We start from the raw sequence: 12571 nt of genomic DNA, 5'->3' as shown, positions 1-12571 counted from the left end.
TTGATCGGCTGAGACGGCCGCCACCGCGCTACGGTTCCGGCATGGCGAAGTGGATCGCGCTGCTGCGCGGAGTGAACGTCAACGGCATCACGATCAAGAACGCCGAGCTCGCGGAACTGCTCCGTGGACTCGGCTTCGACGACGTCCGCACGGTGCTCGCGTCCGGCAACGTGGTGTTCGGCACGGACGCCGACGCGCCGACCCTGAAGCCCACGATCGAGCAGGCACTCCGCGACCGCTTCGGCTACGACGCGTGGATCGTGCTCGTCCCGCACGACGACCTCGAAGGCATCGTCGAGCGGTTCCCGTTCGACCGGGCCGACGATCGGCACGACTACGTGGTGTTCGGCTCCGACGACGACGCCCTCGATGCGCTGCTCGCCGACCTCGTGCTCGACACCACGGTCGAGCAGGTCGCCCGGGGTGACGGGGTCGTGTACTGGTCGTGCCCGAAGGGGTCGAGCACGGACACCGCGTTCGCGAAGCGGGCCGGAGCAGCACGCTTCAAGCGCACGACCACGACGCGCAACACGAACACGCTCCGGAAGCTCCTGTGACCCGGGGAGCCCTGCACCACGTCGAGCTCCGCACCGCCCACCTCGACACGGCGAGCAGGGCGTGGGACTGGCTGCTCGGCGAGCTCGGGTACACGCCGTTCCAGGAGTGGCCAGCGGGCCGGAGCTGGCGACTCGGTGACGTCTACGTCGTGCTCGAGGCCGCACCGCTCGACGGCGCGCACGACCGCCGACGGCCCGGGCTGAGCCACCTCGCGTTCCACGCCGGCGACGCCGGACAGGTCGAGCAGCTGTGGACGGACGCACCGGCGCACGGCTGGACCCGCCTCTACGAGGACCGGCACCCGTACGCCGGCGGTCCAGACCACCGTGCTGCCTTCCTGGAGGACGCCGAACGCTTCAAGGTCGAGCTCGTCGCGAGCTGACCGGGTCGAGCGGGCCCCTGCCGACAGCCGGCGTGACGCCCTACGCGGTCGTCTCGTCCACGTCGAAGTCGCGCTGGAGCGAGATCGTCGGGATCGACGCCGTGATCACGGAGCCGTCGGCGCGGAGCGTGCCCTGGATGTCGCTCGTGGTCGGTGCGTGCCCGGACATCCGCGGCCCCTGGTGCGGCAACGGCACGACGGTCGGCTCGCCGGCCTCGATGTCCCACTGCTGGTTGTGCACCCAGGCGGTGAAGCCCGAACCCGTCTCGACCGTGAAGGTCATGGCGTCCTGCCCGAGGTCGACCCGGACCCGCGACCCGCGCACGGTCAGACGGTAGGTCAACGAGTCCCAGTGCCGCGGCAGTCGCGGGTTGAACGTCATCCGGCCACCGTGGTCGCGCATGCCGCCGAACCCGTTGACGAGCGCACCCCAGATGCCCCCGGTCGACGCGATGTGCACGCCGTCCGAGGTGTTGCCGTGCAGGTCGGCCAGGTCGACGTAGAGCGCCGTCTGGAAGTACTGGTCGGCGAGGTCGTGGTACCCGACCTCGGCCGCCATGATCGACTGCACGACCGCCGACAGCGTCGAGTCGCCCGTGGTGAGCGCGTCGTAGTAGTCGAAGTCGCGGCGCTTCTCGGCCGCGGTGAACTCGTGCCCCTGCAGGAACAGCGCGAGCACGACATCAGCCTGCTTGAGCACCTGGAAGCGGTAGATGACCAGCGGGTGGTAGTGGAGCAGCAGCGGACGCTTGGACTCGGGAGTGTTCTCGAGGTCCCAGAGTTCCTTGTCGAGGAACTGGGCGTCCTGCGGGTGGATGCCGCGGTGCGGATCGAAGGGGATCTCCATCGACTCGGCGGCGTGCTCCCACTCGACGAGCTCGTCGGGGCGCAGACCGGTGCGGCGCACCATCCGGTCGTACTCTTCGACGTCGTCGGCCGCGAGTTCGCGGCACGCGTTCACCGCGAACCACAGGTTCGCCCGCGCCATGACGTTCGTGTAGAGGTTGTCGTCGACGACGGTCGTGTACTCATCGGGCCCGGTGACGCCGTCGATGTGGAACTTCTTGTCGCCGTTGGAGCGCCAGAAGCCGAGGTCGGCCCACAGCCGGGCGGTCTCGACGAGCACGTCGATCGCCCCGCGCTTCAGGAACTCGGTGTCACCGGACGCCCGCACGTACTGCATCAGGGCATGGGCGATGTCGGCGTCGATGTGGTACTGCGCGGTGCCGGCGGCGTAGTACGCGCTCGACTCCTCACCGTTGATCGTGCGCCAGGGGAACAGGGCACCCCGCTGGTTCAGCTCGCGTGCCCGCGAGCGTGCGGCGTCGAGCATGTTGTAGCGGAACCGCAGCGCGTTCCGGGCGACGATCGGCGCCGTGTACGACAGGAACGGCAGGACGTAGATCTCCATGTCCCAGAAGTAGTGCCCGCCGTAGCCGGAGCCGGTGACGCCCTTGGCGGCGATGCCGTGCCCGTCGGTGCGGGCCGTGGCCTGCGCGAGCATGAACAGGTTCCACCGGACGGCCTGCTGGATCTCCGGCTGCCCGGCGATCTCGACGTCGCTGCGTGCCCAGTAGTCGTCGAGCCAGACGCGCTGCTTCTCGAACGTCTCGTCGATGTTCTCGGCGTGCGCCCGGTCGAGCGTGCGGTCGCAGCGGTCGGCGAGTTCGCGCACCGGGACACCGCGGGAGGTGTGGTACACCACGTGCTTGACGAGTCGGATCGGCTGCCCGGCGCGCGCCTGGACGCGGTAGACGTGCTTCGCCAGGTCGTCGTCGATCGACGACGACTCGTCCCAGCTGTTCTCGGTCTCGAGGTGGTGCTCCACACCGACGCAGATCGTCATGCCGGAACTCGACGCCTGGTACCCGAGCAGGGAACGGGCACCGGTGCTGCGCTTGAGCTTCGGTTCGAGCACCCGGTCGGTGAAGGCCTCGGCCTTCCGCGGGTCGAAGGCGTTCGCGGCCGCCCGCATCCCCGCGTGGTACTCGTCCTGCACGTCCTGGCGGTTCAGGATCTGGCTGGACAGCAGGATCGAGGCGTCCGCGTCGAGCACGGTGACCTCGTAGTCGATGACGGCGAGGTGCCGATCGGTGAACGACACCAGGCGGCGGGACCGGATCAGCACGCGCTTGCCGGACGGCGTCGACCACTCGGTCTCGCGGAACAGGTAGCCGCCGCGGAACTCGAGGCGCCGCGTGTGGTGGAGGATGTCCGCCTCGGCCAGCACCAGGGGTTCGTCGTCGACGTAGAGCCGGATCACCTTGGCGTCGGGCGCGTTGATGATCGTCTGGCCGGTCTTGGCGAACCCGAAGGCGTCTTCGGCGTGCCGGATCGGCCAGGTCTCGTGGAACCCGTTGATGTACGTGCCGTACTGCACACCGCCGCGGCCCTCGTCGAGGTTGCCGCGCAGGCCGAGGTACCCGTTGCCGACGGCGAAGTTCGTCTCGGCGACGCCCTGCTGGTCAGGGGTGTACTCGGTCTCGACGAGTGCCCACTCGTCGATCGGGTACCGGACGCGGTCGAGCGGGTCCGAGGTGATGGGGTTCATGGTGCTCCGTGGGAAGGGAGGGTGGCGTGGGGACGTCGGTTCGACCGGGAGGCGCGGCTCGCCTCCGGCGCGCTGGCTACGTCGTGCTGGTGGTCGCGTGGGGAAGGTCCGCGACCAGGTCGGCGAGGTCCGTCACGACGACGTCGGCGCCGTGTTCACGCAGCGCGTCGGCGCCCGCTCCGCGGTCGACCCCGACGACGAGCCCGAAGGCCCCGTTCCGGCCGGCTTCGACACCACTGGTGGCGTCCTCGACCACGACGCACTCGGCGGCGGTCAGTCCGAAGCGCCCGGCGGCGTCCAGGTAGGTGTCGGGGGCGGGCTTGCCCGCCAGGCCGTCCTGGCGGGCGACGAGCCCGTCGACCACGACGGTGAACCGGTCGAGGATGCCGGCGGTCCGCAGCACCGAGACGGCGTTCGCGGAGCTCGAGACGACCGCGACGTGGAAGCCGGCGTCGATCGCGGCGGTGAGGAACCGGAGCGAGCCGGGGTACGGCTCGACGCCGTGTTCGTCCAGCTCGGCGGTGAACTCGGCGTTCTTCCGGTTGCCGAGACCGCACACGGTGTCGTCGTCCGGGCCGTCGTCCGGGGTGCCCTGCGGCAGGTCGATCCCCCGCGACTCGAGGAGCGACCGCACGCCGTCGTACCGCGGCTTGCCGTCGATGTACGCGAAGTAGTCGGCCTGTGTGTACGGCGCGACCCCGTGCGCTTCGAGGTACGGCGTGAAGAGCCGGCTCCAGGCGCGCATGTGCACGTCGGCGGTGGGGGTGAGGACACCGTCCAGGTCGAACAGGAGCGCTCGCGTGTCCGCGAGTCGCGCGGGTGTGCGCCGGGTCGGCGTCGTCATCTGCAGCCCTTCAGGGAACGGGGTTCGTGGACGTTGCTCTCGTCGAGTCTAGGACCGCTCCAGCACGCGTGTTCAGACCGCGCCGTCAGCGCAGGCCAGGGGCCGGCGGCAGGTCGCGCGCCCATTCCTCGATCGCCGAGGAGATCTGCTCGCGGGCGGCCTCGCGGCTGATGGTCGCCGTGCGGTCGCCCGGCTGGTCCCCGTAGGCGCCGAAGTCGGCGTGGTTCGAACCCTGGACCTCGGTCATCGTCGCGGTCGACGGCAACAGGTGCCGGGCCGCGTCGACCTTGTCGGGGGTCGAGAGCCCGTCACGCGAGCCCGAGACGCTCAGCACGTCGATGTACGAGCTGCTGATGTCGTTCGCGCAGTAGCTGCCGAGCAGCAGCAGGCCGTCCGCGTCCTGCGCGAGCTGGCAGGCACGGACCCCGCCCAGCGAGTGCCCGCCGACCGCCCAGGTCGCGACGTCCGGCGCGTGCGCCTCGAAGGTCGAGAGCGGCCGGGTGTCGAAGAACGCGAGGTTGAGCGTCGGCTTCGTGATGACGACCGTCGTGCCGTTCGCGACCACCTGCCGGAAGGTCGCCATGTACGCGTACGGATCGACCTTCGCACCCGGGATGAACACGATGCCCTTGCCGTCGGCCTGCCCCGTGGGCGTCATCACCACGGAGTCACCGGCATCCTGGACCGACACACGGTCGTCGCGCCAGACCTGCAGCGCAGCGCTGCGGGTGCCCTGCATGACGATGTGCGCCCAGACGAGGAACACCACCACGACCACCAGCAGCACGGCGACGATCCACGCGGTCCACCGCAGTACTCGGTTCATGCGACCACCGTACGACGCATCAGCACCTCGTTCCGACCGTCGGGCAGGGGAGCGCCCGGTTCGTCGAGTGCGGTGAACCCGGCGCGCTCGTAGGTGTGCCGGGCGACGGTGTTGTCGGGCATCACGGAGAGTTCGAGCGCCCCGCCACCGGAGGCCGCTGCCCACTCCGCGATCGTCTCGATCAGGGCACGTGCGACGCCTCGGCCCCGGGCTGCGGGGTCGACCCACATCGAGATGAGTTCGGCTGGCGCACCGGCGTCGGCGCCCGGGACACCGCTCGCCATCCCGACGACGTCGCCCTCGGCGGCGACCGCCAGCAGGTCGAGCGCACCGGGGATCGACAGGCGTGTCCGCCAGCGGTGCTCGGGGGCGTCCGCCCAGTCCTGCAGCGTCGAACCGAACGCGTGCGGGGAGTCGGCGAGCGCCCGCAGCCGGACGGGTCGCCAGGTCTGCCACTCGTCCGCGGTCACCCGGCGCAGCTCGATCGTCACGCCTCGACGGTACCGGCGGAGGTCCCTCGGTGAGCAGAAATGGTCGGGTGCGTGATGCGCACTCGACCATTTCTGCTCACCATCGCGGCGCGGGCGCCGCGGGCACACGCGGCCGCGGGCGCCGCGGGCGCTACGCGGTGATCGCGGCGCGGATCTCCGCGGCAGCTGCGCCGACGTCCGACGCGCTGTAGATCGCGCTGCCGGCGACGGCGATCCGGGCACCGGCCTCCTGCACCGAGGCGACGGAGGACGCGTTCACGCCGCCGGCGATCGAGAACGGCACACCCGACTCCTTGCCGGCGTCGAGCAGCGTCGAGAAGGTGAAGCCCTCTTCCGCCTGCTCGTCGAGCCCGGCGTGCACCTCGACGAACTCGGCGCCGAGCGCGACGACCTCGCGGGCACGGGCGGCCTTGTCGGAGACGCCGATCAGGTCGACGACGATGCCCTTGCCGTGCTTCTTCGCGGCCTTGACGGCACCGACGATGGTCGAGTCACCGGCGACACCGAGGACGGTCACCAGGTCGGCGCCCGCCGAGAACGCGATGTCGGCCTCGAGCTCGCCGGCGTCCATCGTCTTGAGGTCGGCGAAGACGATCTTGTCCGGGTGGGCTTCCTTGATCGCGGTGACGGCGGACAGGCCGGCGCTCTTGATCAGGGGCGTGCCGAGCTCGAGGACGTCGACGTGCGGCGCGGCCGCGGCGGCGAGTTCGAGGGCGGCTTCGGTGGTCAGGGTGTCCATGGCGAACTGGAGCTGCATGTGGATGCCTTTCATTCGAGGTTTGCGTGTCGGGGCCAGAGGTCGTCGGCGGACTGCCCGCCGCGGGACCAGAGCGTGTGGAACAGGGCGTCGCCGACCAGGGCGACGGCCTGCTCGAAGAGGCTGCCGGCGTACTGCGCCGAGGCCGTGCCGGAGCGGTCGGTCTTCGTCGCTGCCGGTAGCACGAGGGTGACGTCCGCGACCTCGGACAACGGGGAGTCGTCGGTGGTCGACAGGGCGACGACGGACGCGCCGACGTCGTGCGCGGTGCGGGCCGCCTGCACGATGCCGGTGGTCGTGCCGGAACCGCTCGCGACGAGGAGCACGTCCCCGGGCCGGATCGCGGGCGTGGTGACCTCTCCGACGACGTGGACGTCGCGACCGAGGTGCATGAGCCGCATCGCGGTCATGCGCAGCGCGAGTCCGGAACGGCCGGCACCGTGCACGAAGACACGGTGGGAGCGGTCGATCAGGTCGAGGGCGCGCTCGGCCGACGCGTCGTCGACGTTCGCGGCGAGGTCGGTGACCTCGCGCACGATCACGTCGAACGCTGCGGGGACGGTGGGTTCTGCCATGTCCACGAGCATGCCGTCGCGCGGCCCGCCGCACCGCTACCCGCGTCGGCAGGCATCCCACCCGATCGGGTGGCCCCGTCCGCACGGGTGGGACAGGTAGGTTCTGCTCCCATGGACGCCATCGCACCCGACCGGGAGGCCCGTGGCGAGCCCGCCAGTCGGCTCGCCGCCTCGGAGCACGCCCGGACCGTCGCCGAGCAGGCGGACCGTCAGGCGCTCACCCTCGAGTCCGTGCTCGCCGTGCTCCGGTCACCACGGGTGTCGGACGCCGCCGCGCGGGCCGAGGCCGTCGAGATCGCGTCGGCAGCACTCGTCGACCTGCGCACCGAGACCGACCACCAGCGCAGCACCCTGCTCGAGCCGGTCACCGGGGCGTTCTCGCGCCTCCGAGCCGACCTGCGCCCGCTCGTCCGGTTCGGCGACCTCGACGTGCAGTTCGTCGAGCCGCCGACCACCGGCCGTGCGCTGCCGGGCGACGTCGCTCACGCGGCCCGCGCCATCGTCCGGACCGCCGTGCTCGCCCTGGTCGACGGTGGTGCGGCCAAGCGGGTCCGCATCCAGTGGGACTGCGACGGCCGGAACCTGCTCATGCAGCTCCGTGACGACGGGTCCGGCACCCTCGACGTGCACGACGACGCCATGCGGCCGATCGCAGAACGGGTCGTCACCCTCGACGGCCGCGTCCAGGTGTCGAGCACGCCGGACTGGGGCTCGGTCCTCGACATCTCGCTGCCCCTCGACCCCTCGCCGACCGAGGTGGACTCGGTCGCGGACGACGACCTCACCCCGCGGGAGCGCGACGTGCTGCGGCTGCTCGCGACGGGCATCGGCAACCGCGAAATCGCCGAGGGCCTGGGCATCACCGTCAACACCGTGAAGTACCACGTGGCGAACCTGCTCCGGAAGCACGGGGCCCGCACCCGTGCCGAGCTCGCCGCCTTCAGTTCCCGGGCGTGACCCGCCGCGACCGCGACAGTGGGTACCGGCGGTCGAGTGAGGGTTCGACGACGGTCGCCATCAGGAACTGCGAGAGCAACTTGCCCCCTGCCCAGTAGACGGGGACAACGAAGATCGCGAACCCGGTCCAGATCCCTGCGCCGATGAGGGCGATGGTGCCGAGCGTCACGACGATGCCCACGCCCGAGTACAGGTACTGCCACCCCCGGGTCGCCGAGTCGCGCTGCACCTGCTGCTGCTCCGCACGCTCGTCGAGTCCGCGCACCCCGGGCTCGAGGGACTCCCGCTCGTCGGTGACGAACAGGTCCCGCACGGGCACCTCGAGTGCCGCGGCGACCGACGACAGTGACTCCAGGCTCGCGTCGTTGCCGCTCTCCATCCGCTGCACCGTCCGCACCGCGAGGCCGCTCGCCTCGGCCAGTCGTTCCTGGGTCCACCCGCGCAGTCGCCGCAGCTCCCCGATCCGCATCTCGTTCATGCCCTGAACACTAGGGATCCCCGGAACGACGCACCACGACACGGACCCGACACCTGCACGACAGCGACCCGCCAGTCACCCGACAACAGTCCGACTGCCGTCGTCACTGCCCTCCCGGCGCGAAGCGGTAGCCCATGCCGGACTCGGTGACCAGGTACCGCGGGGTCGCCGAGTCGGGCTCGAGCTTCCGCCGCAGCTGCGCCATGTACAGCCGCAGGTACCCGGAGTCGTTGCCGTGCGAGGGCCCCCACACCTCGGTCAGGAGCATCTCGCGGGTCATCAGCCGGTCGGGGTTCGTGACGAGCACCTCGAGCAGGCGCCACTCCGTCGGGGTCAGCCGGATCGCGGGACCGCTGGCCGGGGTGACCTGCTTCGCGACGAGGTCCACGACGAGGTCGCCGATCCGGATCGTCGGCGCGCTGTCGACGCCGGCCGGGGCACGGCGTCGTCCGAGGGCCCGCAACCGCGCCAGCAGCTCGTCCATCTGGAACGGCTTCGTCACGTAGTCGTCCGCGCCGGCGTCGAGTGCGTCGACCTTGTCGGACGAGTCGGTCCGGCCGGACAGCACGAGCACCGGCACCTGCGACCACCCCCGGATGCCCTCGAGCACCCCGATGCCGTCGAGCCGGGGCATGCCCAGGTCGAGCAGCACCAGGTCGGGCCGTTCGGTGATGACGGCGTCGATCGCCGCGCGCCCGTCCTTCGCCGTCACGACCTCGTACCCGCGGGCGGCGAGCGTGACGGAGAGGGCGCGGACGAGTTGCGCGTCGTCGTCCGCGATCAGGACCTTCACCGGAGCTCCACTCCCACGTGCCCGGAGATCGGAAGCCGCACCACGACGGTGAGCCCACCACCCGGGGTGTCGTCGACCTCGATCGTGCCGCCCATGCCCTCGGTGAAGCCCCGCGCGAGTGCGAGACCGAGCCCGAGGCCCGTCTCGTTGTCGGTGTCGCCGAGCCGTTGGAACGGCTGGAAGACCTCGTCGACCCGGTCCGACGGGATCCCCGGACCGTGGTCGGCGATCCGGAGCTCGACCCCGCCTCCGAAGGCGCTCGCCGCGACGCGCACGCGGGTGCCGTCGGGTGCGTAGCGGACGGCGTTCGCGAGCAGGTTCACGACGACCCGCTGCAGCAGGACCGGGTCGGCGAGCACCGGCGGCAGGTCCGCCGGCAGGTCGAGGTCGACGTCGTCGGGCCCGAGCTCGAGCTCGTCGAGCGCCGGTGCGACCACGGTGTCGAGGGCCAGCGGCCCGGACGCGACCGCGAGCACACCCGCCTGCACACGACTGACGTCCAACAGGTCTGCCAACAGCACCGCCAGCTGACCGAGGCTCTCGTCGGCGGTCGCGAGCAGCGCCTCCCGGTCGGCCCTGGACAGGTCGACGTCCAGCGCACGCAACGACTGGACGGCGGCCGAGGCGGCCGCGATCGGCCGACGCACGTCGTGGCCGACGGCCGCGAGGATCGCGCTGCGGACGCGGTCAGCCGCCGCGATCCGCTCCGCGTCCAGCGCGGTGCGCGTCAACGCGCGGTGTTCGACCGCGGCGTCGAGCTGCTGCTCGACGACGCGCAGCAACCGGCGCTGCGTCGGGTCGTCCGGAGCGCCCGCGAACTCGAGCACGGCACCGGACGGGAGGCTCGTGGACGCGTCCGGCGATTCGCCGAACGTCCCCGACGTGGCCGGTTCCTCGTTCCCCTGCCGGATCCGGACACCGGCGAACCCGAAGGCCTCGCGGGTGCGGTCGAGCAGGGCCTGCAGGGCGTCGTCGCCGCGGAGGACGCTGCCGGCGATCCCCATCAGCAGACCCGACTCCGCCGCGGCGCGACGGGCAGCACGCGAACGTCTGGCGGACCGGTCGACCACGAAGCTGACGAGCACGGCACTGATGACGTACATGACCAGGGCGAAGAGGTGCCACGGCTGCTGCACCGTGACCATGTGCAGGGGTTGGACGAAGAAGAAGTCGAGGCTCAGTCCGGACAGCACCGCCGTGAACACCGCCGGCCACATCCCGCCGACGAGCGCCACGACGAGCACCAGCAACTGGTACGCCAGGACGTCCACGGTGATGGCGTCGGGGTCGCTGCCGATCGACAGGACCCAGGTGAGCAGGGGCCCGACCAGGACCGAGAGCACGAACGCAGCGAGGACCCGTCCGCGGGACAGACTGCCGCCGAGCTTGGGCAGGGCGAAGCCACCACCGGCGCGCTCGTGCGTGACGACGTGCACGTCGATGTCGCCCGACTCCCGGATCACCGTGTTGCCGATGCCCGGGCCGGTCAGGGCCGCGGCGAGCCGACTGCGACGGCTGACGCCGATGACGATCTGGGTCGCGTCGATCGACCGCGCGAACCGCACGAGGGTCGACGGCACGTCGTCGCCGACCACCTGGTGGTACGTCCCACCGAGCTGTTCGAGCAGGGTGCGTTGGGCACCGAGCGCCCCCGGGTGGCGCTCGCGCAGGCCGTCGTTCGTCGTCACGTGCACGGCCGCGAGTTCGCCCCCGGCACTGCGGGCAGCGATGCGGGCACCGCGGCGCAGGAGGGTCTCGCCCTCGGGGCCGCCGGTCAGGGCGACCAGCACGCGCTCCCGGGTCTCCCACCGGTGCTCGATGCCGTGCTCGGCGCGGTAGGCCTTGAGCGCGTCATCGACCTCGTCCGCCAGCCAGAGCAGCGCGATCTCGCGCAACGCCGTCAGGTTCCCGAGCCGGAAGTAGTTCGACAGGGCCGCATCGATCCGGGCAGCCGGGTACACAAGCCCGTCGGAGAGCCGCTCGCGCAAGGCGGCCGGTGCCAGGTCGACGACCTCGATCTGGTCGGCCGCGCGCACCACGGCGTCGGGGACGGTCTCGCGCTGCACGGTGCCCGTGATCTCGCGGACCACGTCACCGAGGGACTGCATGTGCTGCACGTTGACCGTCGAGATGACGTCGATGCCGGCGGCCCGCAGCGCTTCGACGTCCTGCCAGCGCTTCTCGTTCGGACTGCCGGGAGCGTTCGTGTGCGCGAGTTCGTCGACGAGGGCGACCTCGGGCGCTCGCCGGAGCACCGCGTCGAGGTCCAGGTCGTCGAGCTCCACGCCGCGGTGGTCCACGGTGCGGCGCGGCACGACCTCGAGGCCGTCGACGAGCGCGGCGGTGGCAGCACGTTCGTGCGTCTCGACCACCGCCACCACGACGTCCCGGCCCTCGTCGAGCAGTCGGCGGCCCTCCTCGAGCATGGTGAACGTCTTGCCGACGCCCGGTGCGGCACCGAGCAGGACCCGTAGCTTGCCGCGCTTCACGTGCTCATCCTCTCGCGTCGGCTGTTGCAGGGCGGCCGGTCGACTGATATACTCCTCGTAACCGTTCCCACCAAGGCTCGAGCCCAGGCTTCCTCAAATCGGGTGGGACTGTCCCGTCCCGCGTCCGTCTCGGACGCGGGACGGAGTTCTTCACCGCTCACGTTCGTTCCCCACGCTGTAGTTGCTGCCGGCTTGCCCGACGAGCACGACGACCTGATCGACGGCATCGGCGGACGGCCGAGCTGGGCGGCGAGGTGACCGCATGTCAGGACAGCTTCGCCAGCGCGAGGTTCAGGGCCAGCACGTTCACGACGGGCTCGCCGAGGAACCCGAGCTGGCGCGACTCGGTGTGCTGCACCACCAGTGCACGCACGCGGTCCTCGGACAGCCCCCGCGCCGCAGCCACACGCGCCACCTGCTGCGACGCGTACGCCGGGCTGATGTCCGGGTCGAGACCCGAGCCCGAGGCCGTCACGGCGTCGGCCGGCACCTCGGACACGGACACGCCGTCGGCCTTCGCGACCGCCTGCTGCCGCTCCTTGACGGCCTTGAGCAGGTCGGGGTTGTTCGGGCCGAGGTTCGAGCCACTGGACGCGTTCGCGTCGTAGCCGTCCTCGCCAGCTACTGACGGCCGCGACTGGAACCAGCGATCAGCCTGCTTGCCGGAGAACGACTGCCCGATGAGCGAGGACCCCACGACGGCGCCCGACGAGTCGGTGACCTCCGAGCCGTTGGCCTGGTCGTGGAACACCCCCTGGCCGACGCCCCAGACGGCGAGCGGGTAGCCGACGCCGAGCACGACGGTGGCGAGCAGGGTGAGGCGGATCGCCACACCAGCGGAACGGACGGTGGAACGTGCAGATGCCATGA

At 71.2% G+C, this 12571-nt stretch carries 13 protein-coding genes; 3 read left to right on the top strand and 10 right to left on the bottom strand.

Annotated features, from left to right (window positions below; all coding sequences use genetic code 11):
* Positions 1 to 41 precede the first annotated feature (41 nt).
* Positions 42 to 557 (top strand): DUF1697 domain-containing protein, encoded by a 516-nt coding sequence (locus EDF23_RS05445; RefSeq protein WP_131920986.1) that lies wholly within the window; start codon positions 42 to 44, stop codon positions 555 to 557.
* The gene (locus EDF23_RS05440) at positions 554 to 940 is read left to right on the top strand and encodes a VOC family protein (RefSeq protein WP_131920984.1); all 387 of its coding nucleotides are present in this window, start codon (positions 554 to 556) and stop codon (positions 938 to 940) included. The genes EDF23_RS05445 and EDF23_RS05440 overlap by 4 nt, the downstream gene beginning before the upstream one ends.
* 40 nt (positions 941 to 980) lie before the next feature.
* Here EDF23_RS05440 and EDF23_RS05435 read toward each other — a convergent pair whose 3' ends face one another.
* The 6 genes from EDF23_RS05435 to hxlB all read right to left on the bottom strand — a co-directional run bounded on the left by EDF23_RS05435 (position 981) and on the right by hxlB (position 6984).
* Entirely contained in the window at positions 981 to 3491 is a 2511-nt protein-coding gene (locus EDF23_RS05435) for a glycosyl hydrolase family 65 protein (RefSeq protein ID WP_123293055.1), read from the bottom strand.
* Positions 3492 to 3567: 76 nt separating this feature from the next.
* Complete coding sequence (locus tag EDF23_RS05430; protein ID WP_111083533.1) at positions 3568 to 4335, bottom strand: HAD-IA family hydrolase; 768 nt, start codon at positions 4333 to 4335, stop codon at positions 3568 to 3570.
* Between the two features lie 85 nt (positions 4336 to 4420).
* Positions 4421 to 5161, bottom strand: a complete 741-nt coding sequence (locus EDF23_RS05425; protein ID WP_123339425.1) for an alpha/beta hydrolase — start codon at positions 5159 to 5161, stop codon at positions 4421 to 4423.
* On the bottom strand, positions 5158 to 5652 hold the full coding sequence (locus EDF23_RS05420) for a GNAT family N-acetyltransferase (RefSeq protein ID WP_131920982.1): 495 nt from the start codon (positions 5650 to 5652) through the stop codon (positions 5158 to 5160). The genes EDF23_RS05425 and EDF23_RS05420 overlap by 4 nt, the downstream gene beginning before the upstream one ends.
* Positions 5653 to 5782: 130 nt before the next feature.
* On the bottom strand, positions 5783 to 6409 hold the full coding sequence (gene hxlA / locus EDF23_RS05415; protein ID WP_111083537.1) for a 3-hexulose-6-phosphate synthase: 627 nt from the start codon (positions 6407 to 6409) through the stop codon (positions 5783 to 5785).
* 11 nt (positions 6410 to 6420) lie between these two features.
* Positions 6421 to 6984 carry a 6-phospho-3-hexuloisomerase gene (gene hxlB, locus EDF23_RS05410; protein WP_123339553.1) on the bottom strand — a complete coding sequence of 188 codons (564 nt, stop codon included), beginning with the start codon at positions 6982 to 6984 and terminating at the stop codon, positions 6421 to 6423.
* Between the two features lie 111 nt (positions 6985 to 7095).
* Here hxlB and EDF23_RS05405 point away from each other — a divergent pair, with 111 nt between their 5' ends.
* The gene (locus EDF23_RS05405; protein ID WP_131920980.1) at positions 7096 to 7941 is read left to right on the top strand and encodes a LuxR C-terminal-related transcriptional regulator; all 846 of its coding nucleotides are present in this window, start codon (positions 7096 to 7098) and stop codon (positions 7939 to 7941) included.
* Here the strand turns inward: EDF23_RS05405 and EDF23_RS05400 are convergent.
* The 4 genes from EDF23_RS05400 to kdpC all read right to left on the bottom strand — a co-directional run bounded on the left by EDF23_RS05400 (position 7925) and on the right by kdpC (position 12569).
* The gene (locus EDF23_RS05400) at positions 7925 to 8419 is read right to left on the bottom strand and encodes a helix-turn-helix transcriptional regulator (protein WP_131920978.1); all 495 of its coding nucleotides are present in this window, start codon (positions 8417 to 8419) and stop codon (positions 7925 to 7927) included. The two genes, EDF23_RS05405 and EDF23_RS05400, sit on opposite strands and share 17 nt — an antisense overlap.
* A gap of 103 nt (positions 8420 to 8522) precedes the next feature.
* Positions 8523 to 9212, bottom strand: coding sequence for a response regulator transcription factor (locus tag EDF23_RS05395; protein WP_111083540.1), 690 nt, complete (start codon positions 9210 to 9212; stop codon positions 8523 to 8525).
* Positions 9209 to 11701, bottom strand: coding sequence for an ATP-binding protein (locus EDF23_RS05390; protein ID WP_131920976.1), 2493 nt, complete (start codon positions 11699 to 11701; stop codon positions 9209 to 9211). The genes EDF23_RS05395 and EDF23_RS05390 overlap by 4 nt, the downstream gene beginning before the upstream one ends.
* 265 nt (positions 11702 to 11966) lie before the next feature.
* Positions 11967 to 12569: a potassium-transporting ATPase subunit KdpC gene (gene kdpC, locus EDF23_RS05385; RefSeq protein ID WP_131920974.1), complete on the bottom strand. Its 603-nt coding sequence runs from the start codon at positions 12567 to 12569 to the stop codon at positions 11967 to 11969.
* Positions 12570 to 12571 lie beyond the last annotated feature (2 nt).

This window comes from Curtobacterium sp. PhB128, assembly GCF_004340725.1.
Taxonomy (GTDB): Bacteria; Actinomycetota; Actinomycetes; order Actinomycetales; family Microbacteriaceae; genus Curtobacterium.
Note: the sequence above shows the minus strand (reverse complement) of the source record. Positions and strands in the feature narration are given on the sequence as shown.